Annotated in this window: 18 protein-coding genes and 1 riboswitch; of the genes, 10 read left to right on the top strand and 8 right to left on the bottom strand. The window is 65.1% G+C overall.

What is annotated here, in order from left to right; translation table 11 throughout:
• The first annotated feature begins 30 nt into the window (after positions 1–30).
• Positions 31–345, top strand: coding sequence for a hypothetical protein (locus AB0Y14_RS06295; RefSeq protein WP_436588333.1), 315 nt, complete (start codon positions 31–33; stop codon positions 343–345).
• On the opposite strand, the gene AB0Y14_RS06290 is transcribed toward AB0Y14_RS06295, so the two are convergent.
• Complete coding sequence (locus AB0Y14_RS06290) at positions 310–1,458, bottom strand: diacylglycerol/lipid kinase family protein (protein WP_436588332.1); 1,149 nt, start codon at positions 1,456–1,458, stop codon at positions 310–312. The genes AB0Y14_RS06295 and AB0Y14_RS06290 overlap by 36 nt on opposite strands.
• 10 nt (positions 1,459–1,468) lie before the next feature.
• The gene (locus AB0Y14_RS06285) at positions 1,469–2,098 is read right to left on the bottom strand and encodes a GNAT family N-acetyltransferase (RefSeq protein ID WP_436588331.1); all 630 of its coding nucleotides are present in this window, start codon (positions 2,096–2,098) and stop codon (positions 1,469–1,471) included.
• Positions 2,099–2,196: 98 nt separating this feature from the next.
• Between AB0Y14_RS06285 and serS the strand changes: the two genes are divergently transcribed.
• The 4 genes from serS to AB0Y14_RS06265 all read left to right on the top strand — a co-directional run bounded on the left by serS (position 2,197) and on the right by AB0Y14_RS06265 (position 6,322).
• Complete coding sequence (gene serS, locus AB0Y14_RS06280; RefSeq protein ID WP_436588330.1) at positions 2,197–3,507, top strand: serine--tRNA ligase; 1,311 nt, start codon at positions 2,197–2,199, stop codon at positions 3,505–3,507.
• A gap of 180 nt (positions 3,508–3,687) precedes the next feature.
• On the top strand, positions 3,688–4,536 hold the full coding sequence (locus tag AB0Y14_RS06275; RefSeq protein ID WP_436588329.1) for an HAD family hydrolase: 849 nt from the start codon (positions 3,688–3,690) through the stop codon (positions 4,534–4,536).
• Between the two features lie 119 nt (positions 4,537–4,655).
• Positions 4,656–5,456 (top strand): carbon-nitrogen hydrolase family protein, encoded by an 801-nt coding sequence (locus tag AB0Y14_RS06270; RefSeq protein ID WP_436588328.1) that lies wholly within the window; start codon positions 4,656–4,658, stop codon positions 5,454–5,456.
• 134 nt (positions 5,457–5,590) lie between these two features.
• Positions 5,591–6,322, top strand: a complete 732-nt coding sequence (locus AB0Y14_RS06265) for a hypothetical protein (RefSeq protein WP_436588327.1) — start codon at positions 5,591–5,593, stop codon at positions 6,320–6,322.
• Between the two features lie 15 nt (positions 6,323–6,337).
• Here AB0Y14_RS06265 and AB0Y14_RS06260 read toward each other — a convergent pair whose 3' ends face one another.
• A complete protein-coding gene (locus AB0Y14_RS06260; RefSeq protein WP_436588326.1) occupies positions 6,338–6,931 on the bottom strand; it encodes a helix-turn-helix domain-containing protein in 594 nt (197 codons plus the stop codon).
• Between the two features lie 66 nt (positions 6,932–6,997).
• Between AB0Y14_RS06260 and AB0Y14_RS06255 the strand changes: the two genes are divergently transcribed.
• Complete coding sequence (locus AB0Y14_RS06255; RefSeq protein WP_436588325.1) at positions 6,998–7,738, top strand: AzlC family ABC transporter permease; 741 nt, start codon at positions 6,998–7,000, stop codon at positions 7,736–7,738.
• Positions 7,735–8,073, top strand: a complete 339-nt coding sequence (locus tag AB0Y14_RS06250; protein ID WP_436588324.1) for an AzlD domain-containing protein — start codon at positions 7,735–7,737, stop codon at positions 8,071–8,073. The genes AB0Y14_RS06255 and AB0Y14_RS06250 overlap by 4 nt, the downstream gene beginning before the upstream one ends.
• Here AB0Y14_RS06250 and AB0Y14_RS06245 read toward each other — a convergent pair.
• Genes AB0Y14_RS06245 through AB0Y14_RS06230 form a run of 4 tightly spaced genes read right to left on the bottom strand, consistent with a single transcriptional unit; the run spans position 8,051 to position 12,945 of the window.
• Positions 8,051–10,207 (bottom strand): AMP-binding protein, encoded by a 2,157-nt coding sequence (locus tag AB0Y14_RS06245; RefSeq protein ID WP_436588323.1) that lies wholly within the window; start codon positions 10,205–10,207, stop codon positions 8,051–8,053. The two genes, AB0Y14_RS06250 and AB0Y14_RS06245, sit on opposite strands and share 23 nt — an antisense overlap.
• A 26-nt stretch (positions 10,208–10,233) precedes the next feature.
• A complete protein-coding gene (locus AB0Y14_RS06240; RefSeq protein ID WP_436588322.1) occupies positions 10,234–11,019 on the bottom strand; it encodes an ABC transporter permease in 786 nt (261 codons plus the stop codon).
• Between the two features lie 3 nt (positions 11,020–11,022).
• Positions 11,023–12,066, bottom strand: coding sequence for an aliphatic sulfonate ABC transporter substrate-binding protein (locus tag AB0Y14_RS06235; protein ID WP_436588321.1), 1,044 nt, complete (start codon positions 12,064–12,066; stop codon positions 11,023–11,025).
• A gap of 54 nt (positions 12,067–12,120) precedes the next feature.
• The gene (locus AB0Y14_RS06230) at positions 12,121–12,945 is read right to left on the bottom strand and encodes an ABC transporter ATP-binding protein (protein ID WP_436588320.1); all 825 of its coding nucleotides are present in this window, start codon (positions 12,943–12,945) and stop codon (positions 12,121–12,123) included.
• Positions 12,946–12,953: 8 nt separating this feature from the next.
• A riboswitch (SAM riboswitch) is annotated at positions 12,954–13,076 on the bottom strand.
• A 285-nt stretch (positions 13,077–13,361) separates the two neighbouring features.
• Between AB0Y14_RS06230 and AB0Y14_RS06225 the strand changes: the two genes are divergently transcribed.
• Genes AB0Y14_RS06225 through AB0Y14_RS06215 form a run of 3 tightly spaced genes read left to right on the top strand, consistent with a single transcriptional unit; the run spans position 13,362 to position 16,225 of the window.
• On the top strand, positions 13,362–14,585 hold the full coding sequence (locus AB0Y14_RS06225; RefSeq protein WP_436588319.1) for a thiolase family protein: 1,224 nt from the start codon (positions 13,362–13,364) through the stop codon (positions 14,583–14,585).
• A 3-nt stretch (positions 14,586–14,588) separates the two neighbouring features.
• Positions 14,589–15,362 (top strand): enoyl-CoA hydratase/isomerase family protein, encoded by a 774-nt coding sequence (locus AB0Y14_RS06220; RefSeq protein ID WP_436588318.1) that lies wholly within the window; start codon positions 14,589–14,591, stop codon positions 15,360–15,362.
• Positions 15,363–15,418: 56 nt separating this feature from the next.
• Positions 15,419–16,225 carry a 3-hydroxyacyl-CoA dehydrogenase family protein gene (locus AB0Y14_RS06215; protein WP_436588836.1) on the top strand — a complete coding sequence of 269 codons (807 nt, stop codon included), beginning with the start codon at positions 15,419–15,421 and terminating at the stop codon, positions 16,223–16,225.
• Positions 16,226–16,270: 45 nt separating this feature from the next.
• Here AB0Y14_RS06215 and AB0Y14_RS06210 read toward each other — a convergent pair whose 3' ends face one another.
• A complete protein-coding gene (locus AB0Y14_RS06210) occupies positions 16,271–16,738 on the bottom strand; it encodes a PaaI family thioesterase (RefSeq protein ID WP_436588317.1) in 468 nt (155 codons plus the stop codon).
• Between the last annotated feature and the right edge of the window lie 34 nt (positions 16,739–16,772).

Here is a 16,772-nt window from a genome sequence, read left to right as displayed (position 1 = left end):
TAAGGGCGACGAACACGAGGGAGAGACCACATGCGAGTTACCGGTTGGTTGCAGGCGGGCGTCATTATGCTCGTCCTGGGTATTTTCGTGGGCGCCTACGGCGTCGGCATCTGGGCGCTCGTGCTGGGACAGGACACGGACGCCGACAGCGGTGCGAAGATTGCCTCGCCGATCATGATGCTGTGTTCGGTCCCCCTGCTCGCGGTCGGTCTTGGCATGACCATCACCGGAATCATCTCGGAGAAATGGCATTTCGAGGACATGATGGACAAGCGTTCCGAGGAAGCAGCCGTCACGTCCGCGTCCCGTTCAGCTGACGAATCGTCCCCAACGCCACCGCGGTGAGCCTGAGGCGCCGGTTCTGCGCAGGTTGGCCAGGCTGCGGAACGGCGTGATGTTTTCCGGGTACGTGTTGACGGCCAGGACGGCCGGTCTGACCTCGGCCTCGAGACGCCCATAGGTCCCGAGCAGGTCGCCGTCCAACTCGACCGGTTGGGGGCTGCCTCCGAAATCGACGACCACTTTCTTGCCGTGGATATGTTCGATCACGGGCAGGCCGTTCCTGCGCCTCGAAATGACCTGGCTGGTCAGCGAGACCCAACCGATGAGATTCCGGGGAGTCATCAGAATGACTTCCAGGAGGCCGTCGTCGGCCGTGGAATCCGCCGCGAGGTGCAGGCCCGCCGTGATTTCCCCGCAGTTCGCAACCAGAACCGAGCGGATCTTCCGGCGAATCGGGTCCTGGTCGTCGATCTGGATGACCACGGGATGCCGCACGGAGACCAGGTTGCGCAACCCGGCCTCCACATAGGCAAGCCACCCGAACTTCGATTTCAGATCATCTCGGGTGTCGGTCATGATTTGGGCGTCGAAACCGGCGCCGCCCATCACCAGGTAGGTCAGGTGGTCGCGGGTTCCGTCCGTGCGCGTCGCCTGGAGACTGATCATGTCGATGCGCCGCGGTCGGCCGTGCAAGGCGGTATCGATGCAGGAGTGCAGGTCGGAGATGCTCATCTCCAAGTTCCGTGCCAGCAGGTTTCCGGTTCCCAACGGGATGATTCCCATGCCCACGGTCGAATTCTCCAGGACACCCGCGACCTGGCGCACCGTTCCGTCACCGCCCATCGCGATGACCAGGTCACACCCGTCCTCGACGGCCTGCTCGGTCATTCCCTGTCCGGGGTCTTCGGGGGTGGTCTCGTAGAACCTGGGCTCCGGCCAGTCGATCGAGCGTGTGGCGTGGGCCAACGCGTCGCAGGAGAACTGGGCGAGGGATTTTGCGGGGTTGTACACCACGCCCACCTGTCGCGGCACGCCCGGCTCAAGGCGCGGTCGCCACGGAACGGGTTGGGTCAGTACGGGAGGGCGCCCGCGCCACGAGGTGACGACGCTGGCCGCGGCGGCCGCGGCCAGGCTCAGGAAGCCCACCACACCTAGGGCTTTTCCAGAAGGTCGCATGGTCCCCAGGTTACCGGCCTCGCGAACGTTTGATCCGGTGGTTCAGGTGATTGCGAACCGCGGGCCACTCTTCGCGAACGATCGAATACGAGCACGTGTCGCGCAGGGAGCCATCGGGCATGCGACGATCATTGCGCAGGATTCCGTCCAGCTGAGCCCCCAGGTCCTCGATGGCACGCCGGGATTGTCGATTGAATTTGTGGGTCTCGAAGCGCACGCTGATGCATTCGAGAGCGTCGAAGGCGTGGGTCAGCAGAAGCAATTTCGACTCGATGTTCATCCCGGTCCGGTGCGTGGATGCGGCATTCCAGGTGTGACCAATATCCACCCGCGGAGCTTCCCAGTCCAGGTCGTAATAACTGGTCACTCCCGTGATCTTGCCGTCCGAGAGGCGCCGCGCGGCGAACGGAATCATGGACCCCTTGTCCTGGAGATCCAGACGACGGCGTATTTCGGCCGCAACACCATCGGGCTCGGGCACCGAGGTGTACCAGAGGTTCCACAGTTCGCCGTCGCGAACGGCGTCCTGCAGGTCGGAGCAGTGCTCCGGACGTAACTGTTCCAGGCGGACGGTCTCACCATCGAGGGTTGGTGCCGTCAGGGTATCCGGGGCAGGCGGAACGAGGTTGGAGCTGTTCATGGGAACCAGCGTATCGCTCGTTGTTCACCGCGAGAGGTTGTCCACAGGCCGGTCCCGCGGCGTGGGAACCTCGTCGGCGTTGCGGTAGGTTAGGGGTCGTGATCGACATTAATCTTCTTCGCGAAAATCCAGACCTGTTCCGGGCCTCTCAGCGGGCCCGTCAGTCCGACGTCGGGCTCGTGGACCAGATCCTCGAGGCCGATGCGCAACGCCGGCAGTCGATCAATGAATTCGAATCCCTGCGGGCAGAGCAGAAGTCCTTCGGCAAGAAGGTATCTCAGGCGCAGGGGGAAGAGAAGGAAACCCTCCTGGCCGAGGTCAAGACGCTGGCCCAGAAGGTCAAGGCCGCGGAGAACGCGTCGAATGAAGCCCAGGCGACACAGGACGAGCTCTTGTCGCGCATGGAGAATCTCGTCATCGACGGCGTTCCGACGGGCGGCGAAGAGGACTACGTGACCCTCAAGACCGTGGGGGAGCCCAGGGATTTCGCGTCCGAAGGGTTCGAACCGCGTGATCACCTCGAGATCGGGGAGCTGCTCGATGGCATCGACATGGCCCGTGGTGCCAAGGTTTCCGGGGCACGGTTCTATTTCCTGAAGGGTGCGGTCGCGAGGCTCGAACAGGCGCTGCTGTGGATGGCCCTCGACCAGGCGACCAAGGCCGGATTCACGATGCTCACCACACCGACCCTGGTCCGCCCCGAAACCATGGCCGGAACCGGATTCAACGTCAAGCACGACGACGAAATCTATCGCCTGGAACGAGACGACCTGTACCTCGTGGGAACGTCCGAGGTAGCCATTGCGGGGTACCACGCGGACGAGATCATCGACTTCGAGTCGGGCCCCCGGAAATATCTGGGCTGGTCCACGTGTTACAGGAGAGAGGCCGGCTCCGCCGGCAAGGACACCCGCGGAATCATCCGTGTCCACCAGTTCAACAAAGCGGAAATGTTCGTGTACTGCCCGGTGGAAGAAGCCGAGGCGATGCACGAGAAGATGTTGGCGTGGGAAGAGGAGATGCTGACCAAATGCGGCCTCTCCTACCGCGTGATCGATACCGCCGCGGGTGATCTCGGTTCCTCGGCCGCCCGCAAATTCGACTGCGAGGCTTGGATCCCGACCCAGGGAACCTACCGAGAACTGACCTCGACCTCGAACTGCACCACTTTTCAGGCCAGGCGGCTCAACATCCGTGAGCGCAAGCCCGACGTCGTCGGGCCCAACGGCAAGACCAAGAAGGGCGGCACCCGCACGGTGGCGACCCTCAATGGGACGCTGGCAACCACGCGCTGGCTGGTTGCGATTCTCGAAACGCACCAGCAGCAGGACGGGTCGGTTCGCGTCCCGGAGGCGTTGCGCCCCTACATGGGTGGGATGGACGTGATTCCCGTGGTCGCCCAGAAGTAGGGATGTCGCCGGCACGCCGCCCGCTCGTCCGGACCCCGGGTTCCATGAGGAACAGGGTCCGCGTACGACCGGGCGGCGAGGCGTATTTTGAACAGAACACTTAACCGCCGATTCATCGCGGATTCGCTGGATCGGCACGCACCCGCTATACCGGGTGGATCAGATGAAAGCATGGAATTGATGACTCAAGAAACAGTTCGCCCGCCGGTGCAGGAGCGCTGGCACAAAGAAGCAGGGTTGAAGTATTTGGTGGCCCTCGACGTGGACGGCACACTCGTCGACCACGACGGCCACATGACGGAAGACGTCAAGCACGCGGTACGCGCCGTGGCGAAGGAAGGGCACCACGTCGTTGTCTCGACCGGCCGCTCGAAGGGTGCCACATTGCCGATCGTGGAACTCGCCGGCATGGAATCCGGGTACGCGGTCAGCTCCAACGGCGGCGTGACCCTGGAGATCGATCCGCGGTACCCGAGTGGGTACGAGATCGTCGACGCCGTGACCTTCAAGCCCGCGAACGCGCTCGCGGCGCTGGGCGAGAAGTTGCCGGACGCAAAATTTGCCCTCGAAGCGGCCGACGGGTCCTTCTTCTCGACCGCCCACTTCCAGGACCGCAGCTTCGGCATGGAGGCGCAGACGGTTTCCCTCGAGGACCTGCTCGAGATGGAGGCAGTCCGCGTGGTCGTGTTCTCGACCGAAACGGACATCGACTCGTTCGCGCGGATCATCGACGAGGTCGGCCTGCACGGAGTGACCTACTCGGTCGGTTGGACCCCGTGGCTGGACATTGCAGCCCGCGGCGTCTCGAAGGCATCGGCGCTGGAACAGATTCGCAAGCGCCTTGGAGTGGACCCGGCGCACACGATCGCGATGGGCGATGGCCGCAACGACATCGAGATGCTCGAATGGGCCGCCCGCGGCATCGCGATGGGGCAGGCCCCGGACGAAGTCGTGCAGGCTGCCTCTGAGGTCACGACCTCGGTCTACGACGACGGCGCGGCCCACGTGCTGCGAACGCTCCTGGACTGATGCAACCCTGTGCCGCGGCGAGCCCGAGGGCGGCAAAGAAGAATTTTCGGCTCGTCACGGATGCGGGCTGGCGAGCATGACCGTAAGCTCGTGCTGAGAAGCCAGCCCTAAGGAGACCCATGAAGATCGCCGTAGCGCAGATCAACAGCACCGAGAACGTCCCCGAGAACCTCCGGAAGGTTCAGGACGGCGTCCGCCGCGCCTCCGAAGAAGGCGCCGGCCTCGTGGTTTTCCCGGAGGCAACCATGGTGGCCTTCGGGAGCCCCCTGTACGATGTCGCCGTGCAACACGCCGAGACGTGGAAGACCGAGATGCAGTGGCTCGCGGCGGAACAGGAGATCACCGTGGTCACGGGCGAATTCGCGCCTGCCGACGACGGCAAGGTGCGCAACGTCCTGGCCGCCTACACCCCCTCGGGAGAGCGGCTCGATTACGCGAAGATCCACCTGTACGACGCCTTCGGGTTCAAGGAATCCGACGACGTCGCTCCGGGCAACGACCCTCTCGTGATCAACGTCGACGGTGTGCCGGTGGGGCTCGCGCTCTGCTACGACATCCGATTCCCCAAGCTGTTCGCCGAAATGTCACGCAAGGGAGCGCAGGTTTGCCTGGTCGCGGCCTCCTGGGGTGCGGGCCCGGGAAAGGTCGAACAGTGGGAAACCTTGGCACGCGCGCGTGCCCTGGACAGCAATACGATTGTCGCGGCCGTGGACCAGGCGGACCCCCAGGTCTCGGGCGTGCAAGTCAGCCCCAAGGCTCCCACCGGGGTGGGGCACAGCATCGTCTCGGATCCCTTCGGGCACACGATCGCCTCGTTCGGCGAGAACGAGGAGATGCGCGTCGTGGACCTGGACCTCGACGTGGTTGAGAAAGCGCGCACCGCGATACCCGTGCTGGAGAACGCCCGGCTCGGTTACTGAGGACGCACCTGCTCGGGTCATATTCCGTCGAACCCCCGTGGTCTCGGGTCGAAGCGTTGACTTGGCACCCCGTCGTTGAAATTCTTAGTAAAAGCATTCCGGCTTGCCGGTCAAGCGGTGGAGGACGTGGAACGGTGGTGTCGACGAAATACAACAAAACCGGGGCGTGCATACTCATCCTGGCGCTGTCGGCATGGGCCACGGCGGGATGCACCGACGCGACCAGTGACTCGAGCGTCGCGAGCCTTCCCGCTGAGTCGAGTGCGTCGGCGTCCGAACCCGCCGGGGATTCCTCGTCCCCGTCGAACAACTCCGAGAAGGACTCATCGGGCAAGCCCAAGAAACTCCAGGTCATCGATGACCCGTGTGCTGATGAATGCGTCAAGGGCGGAAGCATCGACGTCGATCACCCCGTGTACGGCGGCATGACGGTCGTGCCGTACTGGAAGAAGCAGTCCGACGACCAGGAGTCCCCACGGGGGAGCGCGGCCTACGCCCTGTACCAGAACGGCAAATCCGTGGGGTACGTGGAGGACACCGACCGGCAACTTCTCTGGTTCGGCACGAGGCCGGTGGGGGAACCGAATCTGGATACGTGGAACCTCGAGAACAATTCCAACGTCGACAAGTACGGGAACGTGTACCTCAGCTACAACGGAGGGGTCACCGTCCTGACGCCGACGGATCAGGGCTACAACTCCTACGAGTCGCTTCCGAGCGAGCCCAACGCGTTCGAGAACGCTTCGTTGAACATCGACCCTTCGGGCGAACCCACGCTGACTTTTGACGAAGACGGCACAGCGAAAGATCACCACTGGGACGGCAATCAGTTCGTCGAAACCCGGGGCGAGCATCACCCCGAGTGACCACCGAGGTGCGGCTCAGCTGTCGATGACGTAGACGGCTCGTGTGCCCGGTTCGAGCGCCTCGAAGCTGTGCTCGACGTCGCCCGCGAAGGTCAGGAAATCTCCCGGCTCCAGAACGGCCTCCTCGCCGTCGCACACGGCGCGGGCTCTTCCGGAGGCGAGGACGATGTGCTCGACCGTTCCCGTGGTATGGGGGTTCGACTCTCGGGCGAGCCCGGGCTCGGCGCTGATCAAGTAGACGTCGCGCCGTTGGCCGGTCTGCCCAGCGGACAAGAGCGCCGCGGAGTAGCTCGCGGTGGATGAGGGCAACTGGGGCAGGTTCTCGAGCCTGACCAGGGAGATGCGGCCCCTCGGTGGATCGAGGAGCTGGGCGAGCTGCACGCCGTACGACGTCGCGAGCGCCCACATCGTCTCTACGCTCGGGTTCCCGGTTCCCGCCTCGAGTTGGGAGAGGGTGGACTTGCTGACCCCGGCTCTTTTTGCCGCCTCGCTCAAGCTGAGCCCGTGGCGGGCGCGTTCCCTCTGCAAAGCCTGTGCCATCCGGAGTTTCTGTGCCTCCGATTCCTCGGGGGTATCGGGTGTGCCAGGAAGCTCAACGTCGAAGTTCATGCCTCCAATATATTGGACGTTTGTAGGGTTTGACGAACGTTCTCTCCGAGGGGCACCATAATATCCATGCGTTCGATATGTAGAACGGTCTTCGGAAAGATCCCCCGAACCGTAGCTCCCGCCCAGCGACGCAGCGCGCTGGCCATATTTCTGACGCTCGCCGCGGTGGGTCTGTCCTACGGCGCGCTCTCGCAGTCCTCGGGTTTCGCTCTCTGGCAGACCGTTCTGCTGGCCGCTCTCGCGACCGGTGGGGCCGCCGAACTGACGTTCGTCGGCGTCATCGCCGCGGGCGGTGCTCCCGTCTTCGCCGTCCTCGGGGGCCTGCTGGTCAACTCCCGCAACTTCGCCTTCGGCCTGAGCGCGGGGGAGTATGTTCCGCGGGGGTGGCGCCGGCTTCTGGCCTCTCACCTCGTCAACGACGAGACCATTGCCTTCGCTCGCTCTGTCAGAGGCAGACAGGCCAGGTGGCAGCACTTCGTGTTCATGGCCATTCTGCTCTTTCCGGCCTGGGTCGGGGGTGCGGCGCTCGGCCAGTTGCTCGGTTCGGTCGTGGACGCCGATGCCCTCGGTCTGGACGCCGCTTTCCCGATCATTCTGTTCTGCCTGGTCGTCCAGGACCTCAAGAACCCTCTCCTGGCAATCATGGCCGGTGGCGGTGCCGTCCTGGCCGTCGCAGCCACTCCCGTGCTTCCGATGGGCCTCGGTGCCGTTGCCTCGCTTGTGGTTCTGATTCCCGCCGCGTCCTTCCTGTGGACCAAGAATCGTTTGCGCCGTAGCGACAGGACGCTCGAGAGGAGCGAAGTATGAGTGTCTTTCCTTTCCTGGTGGCCCTGGCCGGGCTGGTCCTCGGTACGTATCTTCTCCGTTATCTGGGCGTGCGCATCGGCGCGCTGTCCGGGACCGACGAAGACGCCGAGGAGCCCACAGTGGCCCGGCTCTGGATGGACCGGGCCACCGTGGTTCTCATTTGCGCGGTCGCCGCGACCACGATGGTCTTCGAAGGGCAGGACCTCTCCGGGCCCTCACGCATCATTGGAACCTCGGTCGGGATTGTGGCCGCCATCGTGAAGGTTCCGCTTCTGATCTGCGTGATCCTCGGGATGGCCGTATGCGCCGGGCTCAGACTGCTCGGCGTCGCGTGAGCACCTCGGCGATGTGATCCAAGGCTTCCTCGTTCTGCAGCGAGGAGCGGTCTCCCAGGTCCCGTCCCTGGTACAGCTCTCCCAGCAGACGGCGAGTGATTTTCCCTGACCTCGTCTTGGGAATGTCACGAACCACGACGACGTCCTTCGGCTTGGCAATCGGCCCGATCTCTCGTGTCACGTGGGCGCGGAGCGTGTCGCACAGCCCGGCCTCGTCCACGTTCTCAGGGTTCGTGATCGTCACGAAGGCGATGGCCGCGTGGCCGGTGAGCTCGTCCTCTACGGGGCAGACCCCGGCCTCGACGACCGTCGGGTGAGTCACCAGTGCCGATTCGATTTCGATCGTCGAGAGCCGGTGCCCCGAGATGTTGATGACGTCGTCGATCCGCCCCAGGATGTAGGTGTCGCCTTCCTCATCGACCTTGGCCCCGTCCCCGGCCAGGAACCAGCCGCGCTCGCCGTAGTGCTTCCAGTACGAGTCCAGGTACCGCTGGGGGTCTCCCCATACGGTGCGCGCCATCGAGGGGCCGATCCCGTCCACCACGATGAATCCCTGGGTCGAGGCCGGCACGTCGTCGCCGTTCTCGTCCACGACGCGGGTCGAAACGCCGGGGACGGCGCGCGTGGCGCACCCCGGCTTGGTCCGCGTGTGCGGTGCATTGTCCGGAAAGGTCCCGACGGGGGCGAACTGGGGGTCGTGGGGCCGTGGTGAGCACACGGTCGAACCGGTCTCGGACTGCCACCACGTATCGATGAACGGAACCTCTCCGTTGCCGACGTTTTCCCGCAGCCACCGCCACGCCTCAGGGTTGATGGATTCGCCGACAGATCCGAGCAGGCGGACCGAGGCCAGGTTGTAGCTCGCGGGCAAACCGTTCGGGAAGGCGCCCATGAGAGAGCGAATCAGCGTCGGTGCCGTGTAGTAGTTGGTGACCCCGTAGCGTTCGATGATCTCGAAGTGGCGCCCGAAGTGTGGGGTGTTGGGAGTTCCCTCGTAGATGACCTCGGAGACGCCGTTGAGCAACGGGCCGTAGATCTCGTAGGTGTGGGCCGTGACCCAGGCCAGGTCGGCCGTGCACCAGTGGACGGTCGAATCCACCTTGGACATGTCGTTCTCGGCGGACAACTCGTCCGGGCGCACCTCGCCCTGTTCGTCCAGCGTTTCGGGCAGCAGGTCGAACAGCAGTGCATGGGTGTACGCAGTCTGGGTCAGGTACCCGCCCGTCGTGTGCACCAGACCCTTGGGCCGTCCGGTGGTTCCGGAGGTGTAGATGATGAACAGTGGGGTTTCGGCGTCGAAGAATTCCGGCTCGTGGACCGTGGAGGATGCCTCGAGCAGATCGTGCCACCAGACGTCGCGACCTGGCGTCCACGGCACGGCCTGTTCGTCCTTGGAACGGAAGCCCTTGTCGGAGGGGGACAGGGGAACCCCAGCCGGGGTCTTGCGCCCGGGCCGGGAGGTCCTGCGCACGACGACCACGTGCTCGATCGAATTCTCGCCGGCACACGCCTCGTCGGCGTTCTGCTTGACCGGAACCACGTGTCCGCGCCGATTCTGTCCGTCCGTGGTGACCAGGACCTTGGCCCCGGTGTCCTCGACGCGGAACCTGAGCGCCTCGGCGGAGAAACCACCGAACACGAGGGAGTGCACGGCGCCGATGCGGGCACAGGCGAGGGTGATGATCACGGTCTCCGGGATCACAGGCAGGTAGATCACCACCCGGTCGCCCTTCCCGACGCCCAGGGACAGCAGGGCGTTGGCAGCCCGTGAGACCTCGTCCTTGAGGCGAGCGTAGGTGTATACCTCGCGGTCGCCGGGTTCGCCCTCGAAATAGAGGGCCACGTGCTGGCCACGGCCGGCCTCGACGTGACGGTCCACGCAGTTGTAGGCCGCGTTCAATTTTCCGCCGCCGAACCAGGCGATCTCGGGGACGCTGAATTCGGGAAGGCCGTCGTCGTCCGTGCCGACGATGCGCGGCCTCTCGAATCGGTGCGCGGTGTGCCACGGCTCGGCCCAGTCGAGGCGGGCGGCCTGCTTCTCCCAGAAGGCAACCCGGGCGTCGTCGGATTCCTCCGCCGGGTTCGGGGTCGGGGAATGCGGGTCGGAGAACACAAAGTTCTTCGGAAGAGTCATGATCGTTCCTATCCGTTGCGGATGCTCTACGACGCGGTCGGGGCGGTACCCCACCGGCGCTGAGTCCATCGTTCAAAGATTCCTATCAGGGCATCGGTGATCTTGCCCAGTATTGCCAGCAGAATGATCGCCAGGATGAGCCGGTCGGTGCGGCCGTTGCTCTGGGAGTCGGTCAGGAGGAACCCGAGGCCCATCGAGGCCCCCACGAGTTCCGCGGCCACCAGGAAGAGCCAGGCCTGGGCAAGGGCGAGCCGGAGACCCGAAACCACGGACGGCATCACGGCCGGCAACTGGACCGTGGTGAAGAGCCTGATCCCGTGGATGCCGAAGGACCGTGCCGCTTCGATCAAGTGGTGGTCCACGTGCTTCAGGGCCCCCGCGACCGTGGTGTAGACGGGGAAGAACGCGCCGATCGCCACCAGGATCACCTTGGAATTCTCACCGACGCCGACCCACAGGAGCATGAGCGGGACCCAGGCCAGGGAAGGCACCGCACGGACCGCGCCGATGGTTGGCCCGGCTAGGATGCGGGTCCATCGAGAGAGACCGATCAGGGCGCCGACCGCGAGCCCGAGTGCGCTGCCGATCACGAAGCCCAGGATCACGCGCTGGGTCGAGATCCCGACGTGCTGCCAGAGTTCGTGCCGACGCATCAGTTCGACGCCCGCGTTCGCGACCTTCGACGGGCTCGGCAGCTGAATCGGCGTGAAGACGCCGGTTGTCGAGAGGAGGTGCCACGCGACGAGGACGAGCAGGGGAAGGACGATCCCCAGGCCGGCCGTGGTCCAACGGTTTTTCGGAAGGCTTGTCACGCTCTATTTCCCCTTGATTCGCCGGGCGGCCGCGGATGCATCGGCGGCTCGGGCGTACTTCTTCTCGATGATGTTCTCGACGGCGTCGTCCGCATCCTTTCGCTCGGACACATCTCCCGAATTGACCAGGATCGGCGCGATCTTGCGCAGCACCCGGAGTTGGTCGTCGCCCGGTACCGGGTCGATATCCAGGTGGGTGCGATCCCAGACCGTGCGGGCGACGTCGTCCGATATGGCTGCCTCCTCGGCGAAGACCGCGATGGCTTCCTCCCGGTGGGCGATGGCCCATTCGCGCGCGAAGGAGTACACGTCGATGACGAGTTGGGCTCCTTCCGGGTTCTGGTCGAGGAATTCCTCACGGGCATTGAGGAATCCCCAGGTGTTGAAGTCGAGATTCCGGTAGAACAACTGGTCGCCGCCTTCCTCCTGGGCCGTCGCCATGATGGGGTCCAGCCCGGCCCAGGCGTCGACCTGGTGCGTGTCCAACGCGGATCGACCGTCGGCGTGCTGGAGATTCACGATGGTCACATCATCGGCGGACAGCCCGGCCTCATCGAGGGCCTGGATCAGGAGGAAGTAGGGGTCCGTGCCGAGGGTCGCCGCGATACTGCGACCGGCGAGGTCCTCGACCGCGCGAAGGGGAGAGTCCGGCGTCCTGACCAGGGCTGACCACTCCGGCTGGGAAAAGAGGCCGATCGTTGTGATCGGCGCGCCGTTGGCACGTGCCAGAAGGGCGGCCGAGCCCGCCGTCGAGCCGACGTCTATCGCGGCGCCGATCAGACTCTGGTTGGCCTTATTGGATCCGGCAGATTTCAACCATGAGACGGACTGCCCGAGCCCTTCGGCGGCGGTCTCGAGCCACTTCTTTTTGCGAATGATCAACGACAACGGGTTGTACGTCGCGTAGTCCAGGGTGATGCTTCCGGAAGCATCCGCGTTGATGACGCCACGGCCGGCACCTTCGCCGGACATGCATCCGGACAAAGTCAGGGCGATAGCGCCGAGACCGACGCCCTTGAAGGCATCGCGACGGGAAACGGTGGTCATCGGGATCGGGTCCTTGCTGGGCATGGGGAGTTCACGGGTTCGACGTCGTGGGGGCTAGTGCGCCGTGGTGTCGACGCCGAGCAGCCCCAGGAGGTGTCCGCGCATTCGGGTCAGATCCGAGTCCTCGCGAGAACGGGGTCGGGGGAGGCCGACCTCGATGCTCTCCACGATCCCCGCGGGCTCTCCTGGGGTCGGGCGCCCCAGGACGATCACATGATCGGAGAGGTACAGTGCCTCGTCGACGTCGTGCGTCACGAGCAGAACCGTGGTGGGGTCCTGCCGATGGAGATCGAGAAGCAGGTCCTGCATCTTGAGCCGGGTCAGGGCATCGAGCGCGCCGAAGGGCTCGTCGAGCAGGAGCACCCGCGGATTCCGGGCCAGTGCCCTGGCCAGGGCCGCGCGCTGGGCCATGCCACCGGAGACCTCGCCCGGGCGGTGGCTCGCGTGCGGGGTCAGGCCAACGAGCTCGATCAGTTCGGCAACCCGTTTCCGGCCGCGGGAAGCGGGGGTTTTTCTCGGCAGACCGAGGGCGACATTGTCCGTGATCGAACGCCAGGGCAACAGGCGGGGTTCCTGGAATCCGACGGCGCACCGAGGATCGACGTCCCGAACCGGGCTGCCGTCGATCGTGACCGAGCCTTCGGTCGCGGTGTCGAGGCCCGCCGTCGCGCGCAGGAGAGTGGACTTACCGCACCCGGAGGGCCCGACGACGGCGACGATCTCACCCGGTTGCACCGTAAAGCTCACGTCCCGAAGGACCTGAGTGCGCGCCCCGCTACGGGACGAGGTGCGGAAAGACTTCCCGACATCGTGGAATCGGACCGACGCGGCGTCGGCCTCCAAGGCACGGGTGGCCTCCGAGGCGCGGGCCGAACTCACAATCAATCACTCCATCGAACCCTGGCGTTAGCACCGTATTCTCCCTAGGCCCTGTGGGACATGCGGCCATTGCGGGGAGAAGGTTGCTGCGACGTCGTCGAGCCAGGTCTCTCGGTCGCTCTGGATGGTTTTCCCCTCCAGATTAAGCGCGTCCTCCGGGGCCGCTCCAACTCGGCCCGGACTGTTTCGGGAGATGAAACGGCGTGCGTCAAAGTGCGTCATCCGGGCGGTTGGCCGGCCCGCGTGGAGGCTGGGCAGTTCGCGGCTCCTCCGAGGGGGTCTCGCCTCGTCGCTCGTTCACGCCGCACCGAGTCTGAATTGACGCACATCACACCAGGTGCCATATTAGTGAACGAACGGTCGGTAATTCCCCACGGGCCGAACAGCTGAAACCGAACGCCTGAACAGGAGCTTCCATGCCCGAAATGCCAGCAGCCTTCCTCGTCGGCGGAGCCCGCACCCCGGTCGGGCGGTATGGGGGTGCACTGTCCTCGGTCCGGCCCGACGACCTCGCGGCACTCTGCATCAAGAGCGTCGTGGAGGAAGCAAACATCGACCCCGCCGACGTCGACGAGGTCATCCTGGGAAATGCGAACGGAGCGGGCGAGGAGAACCGCAACGTCGCACGCCTGGCCTGGCTGCTTGCGGGGTACCCGGACACTGTGCCGGGGATGACCGTCAACCGCCTGTGCGCCTCCGGAATGTCGGCCATCACGACGGCTTCGCAGATGATCACATCAGGGGCCGCGGACATCGTCGTCGCCGGCGGCGTGGAATCGATGTCTCGCGCACCCTGGGTCATGGAAAAGCCCACCCGTCCCTTCGCCAAACCCGGGGAGGTGTTCGACACCTCGATCGGGTGGCGTTTCGTGAACCCCAAGTTCGTGGATGGCCCCTTGTCCCGCGACGGCAAGGCCACCTATTCGATGCCCGAGACCGCGGAAGAGGTGGCCCGCACCGACGGAATCACTCGCGAAGAAGCCGACGAATTCGCGGTGCGCTCGCAGGAGAACGCCACGGCGGCCATCGAGGCCGGGAGGTTCGCGGACGAAATCGTCCCGGTCGAGGTTGCCGGCAGGAAGGGCGATATCACCGTGGTCGATACGGACGAAGGCCCCCGCCCTGGCACGACCGCCGAGGCCCTGGGCAAGCTCAGGCCCGTGGTCGGTGGGGGATCCGTGGTCACCGCAGGCAACTCGTCCGCGCTCAACGACGGCGCGTCGGCCATCATCGTGGCCAGCGAGAAGGCAGTCGAGAAATACGGCCTCACGGCGCGCGCACGCGTGGTGGACGGTGCATCCGCCGGTGTCCCGCCGGAGATCATGGGCATCGGTCCCGTGCCGGCGAGTCGGAAAGTGCTCGAACGTTCGGGGTGGGGCATTGAGGATCTGGGGGCGGTGGAGCTCAACGAAGCCTTCGCGACGCAGTCCCTCGCCTCGATCCGCCGCCTCGGGCTGAACCCCGACATCGTGAACCGGGACGGCGGGGCCATCGCCCTGGGTCACCCCCTCGGATCCTCCGGGTCCCGTATCACGATCACCCTGTTGGGCCGCATGGAACGCGAAGGCGCGTCCAAGGGCCTCGCGACCATGTGCATCGGCGTCGGCCAGGGTGCGGCGCTGCTTCTCGAAAGGGCTTAAACCATGGAATTGACCGGAGACTTCACCGCAATCGAGATCGAGAGTCGCGAGGACAGGCTTCACGTCCGCCTCAATCGACCTGAAGTCCGCAACGCGATCGACGCGACCATGATCGAGGAGTTGCACAGGGTGTGCGCCCACCTCGAGGCCGAACCCAAGATCCTGATCCTGTCCGGGACGGAGGTCAACGGCAAGGGGGTTTTCGCGTCCGGCGCCGACATCGCCCAGCTGCGCGAACGGCGTCGTGATGATGCGCTGCGAGGGATCAATTCCCGGCTGTTCGACCGGCTCGGAAGCCTCCCCATGCCCGTTGTCGCGGCGCTGGACGGATACGCCCTCGGCGGCGGCGCCGAACTCGCGTGGGCGGCGGACTTCCGCATCGGAACACCCCAAACCAAGGTCGGGCAGCCCGAAACCGGACTCGGGATCGTGGCAGCAGCCGGCGCTATGTGGCGCCTCAAAGAGCTGGCAGGAGAGCCTCTGGCCAAGGAACTGTTGTTTGCGGGTCGTATGCTGGACGCCGATGAAGCCCTCGACGCCGGCCTCATCACCGAAATTCACGAGCCCGAAGACCTTCTCGACGCCGCTCATCGGCTCGCGGATCGCATCGCCAAGCAGGATCCCCTTGCGGTTCGCATCGCCAAGGGCGTGTTCCACGCGCCCCGCGAGGCCCACCCGTACGTGGACGAGCTCGCTCAGGCGGTTCTGTTCGAGTCCCCCGCCAAATTCGATCGCATGCAGTCCTTCCTGGACCGCAGAAAGGAGCGCACACAGTGAACGCTCTGAATAGCCAGAACGTCCCCGAACGTGTCGGTGTGTTGGGCGGGGGCCGCATGGGCTCCGGCATTGCCCACGCGTTCTTGATCTCGGGGGCCCATGTGGTCGTCGTCGAGGTTGACGATGCCGCCGCACAGGCCGCCCGCGACCGCATCGAGAAGGATCTCGGCGCGTCCATCGACCGCGGAAAGATCGAGGGCGCGGTCCAGGAGTGGAGTACCAATCTGGAGGTGGCCACGGAAGCCGCCGCATTTGCCGACCGCGACCTGGTGGTCGAGGCCGTTCCGGAGGTCTGGGACCTCAAGGTCGAATCCCTGCGCCGCGCCGAGTCGAACATGGGCCAGGATGCGTGGCTGGCGACCAACACGTCGTCGATGTCCGTGGACGGTTTGGCAGAGGAGCTCGAACGACCCGATCATTTTTGCGGCCTGCACTTCTTCAACCCCGTCCCCGCGTCCAAGCTCGTGGAAGTGGTGATCGGTGAGAAGACCTCGGAGCAGCTGACCTCTCTGACCCAGGACTGGGTCAGCGGGCTGGGCAAGACCCCGGTCACCGTGCATGACGCCCCGGGCTTCGCTTCTTCCCGGCTCGGGATCGCCCTGTCCTTGGAGGCCATTCGCATGGTCGAGGAGGGCGTGGCGGCGCCCGAGGACATCGACCACGCCATGACCCTGGGCTACAAGCACCCCGTCGGTCCGCTGGCGCTGACCGACATCGTGGGCGTGGATGTGCGACTGGACATCGCCGAGTACCTCGAGTCCCGGTTGGGTCCGAGGTTCAGCCCGCCCCAGCTCATGCGCGACATGGTCGAACGCGGCGACCTCGGCAAGAAATCGGGCAAGGGCTTCTACACGTACGAGTAGAAGCTGGGGCCAGGTGCGGTATTTCGCATCCTGGCCCCGGTCGGCTCAGTCGAAGAACCCCTCCGGCGCGGGTTTGAGGTAATTGCTGATCCGTACGGTGCAGAGGCGCCGCCCGCTGTCCACGTGCGTCATGACGACTTCGTGGCTCGTCATGGACCGCCCGAGCTTGATGGGGGTCGCGACGGCGCGCACCGTACCCTCCGAGGCCGACGAATGATGGGTTGCGTTGACCTCGATGCCGACGGCGATCTTCCCGAACTGCGCCGCGTGCAGGACCGCGGCCCATGAGCCGCAGGATTCGGCTAAGGCAATTGACGCTCCACCGTGCAGGATTCCGTGGCCCTGCCGATTTCCGCCGACCGGCATGGTGGCCACCACGCGCTCGGGTGTCTGCTCCTCGAATTCGATCCCGAGCTTGTCATCCAGCTCTCCGGGATCGATGCGACCCACCGGTGTGTCTCGCTCGCGCTCCTCCGGACTCCGGTGTTCTGTCCTGCTCGCGTGGTCGTCCAATGGGACCTCCTTGTGACTCTCGGCCGCGCCGGGT

Source organism: Rothia sp. HC945 (assembly GCF_051370785.1).
In the GTDB taxonomy this organism is placed as follows: Bacteria; Actinomycetota; Actinomycetes; order Actinomycetales; family Micrococcaceae; genus Rothia.
This window is presented reverse-complemented; position numbering and strand designations above follow the sequence as displayed.

Bases quoted from the DNA above. Each gene is read 5' to 3' on its own strand.
- AB0Y14_RS06235 (WP_436588321.1), bottom strand. From the start codon at position 12,066: ATGACCACCGTTTCCCGTCGCGATGCCTTCAAGGGCGTCGGTCTCGGC.
- AB0Y14_RS06295 (WP_436588333.1), top strand. From the start codon at position 31: ATGCGAGTTACCGGTTGGTTGCAGGCGGGCGTCATTATGCTCGTCCTG.
- AB0Y14_RS06215 (WP_436588836.1), top strand. From the start codon at position 15,419: ATGGGCTCCGGCATTGCCCACGCGTTCTTGATCTCGGGGGCCCATGTG.
- AB0Y14_RS06250 (WP_436588324.1), top strand. From the start codon at position 7,735: ATGAGTGTCTTTCCTTTCCTGGTGGCCCTGGCCGGGCTGGTCCTCGGT.
- AB0Y14_RS06275 (WP_436588329.1), top strand. From the start codon at position 3,688: ATGACTCAAGAAACAGTTCGCCCGCCGGTGCAGGAGCGCTGGCACAAA.
- AB0Y14_RS06255 (WP_436588325.1), top strand. From the start codon at position 6,998: ATGCGTTCGATATGTAGAACGGTCTTCGGAAAGATCCCCCGAACCGTA.
- AB0Y14_RS06290 (WP_436588332.1), bottom strand. From the start codon at position 1,458: ATGCGACCTTCTGGAAAAGCCCTAGGTGTGGTGGGCTTCCTGAGCCTG.
- AB0Y14_RS06245 (WP_436588323.1), bottom strand. From the start codon at position 10,207: ATGACTCTTCCGAAGAACTTTGTGTTCTCCGACCCGCATTCCCCGACC.
- AB0Y14_RS06270 (WP_436588328.1), top strand. From the start codon at position 4,656: ATGAAGATCGCCGTAGCGCAGATCAACAGCACCGAGAACGTCCCCGAG.
- AB0Y14_RS06220 (WP_436588318.1), top strand. From the start codon at position 14,589: ATGGAATTGACCGGAGACTTCACCGCAATCGAGATCGAGAGTCGCGAG.
- AB0Y14_RS06260 (WP_436588326.1), bottom strand. From the start codon at position 6,931: ATGAACTTCGACGTTGAGCTTCCTGGCACACCCGATACCCCCGAGGAA.
- AB0Y14_RS06285 (WP_436588331.1), bottom strand. From the start codon at position 2,098: ATGAACAGCTCCAACCTCGTTCCGCCTGCCCCGGATACCCTGACGGCA.
- AB0Y14_RS06225 (WP_436588319.1), top strand. From the start codon at position 13,362: ATGCCCGAAATGCCAGCAGCCTTCCTCGTCGGCGGAGCCCGCACCCCG.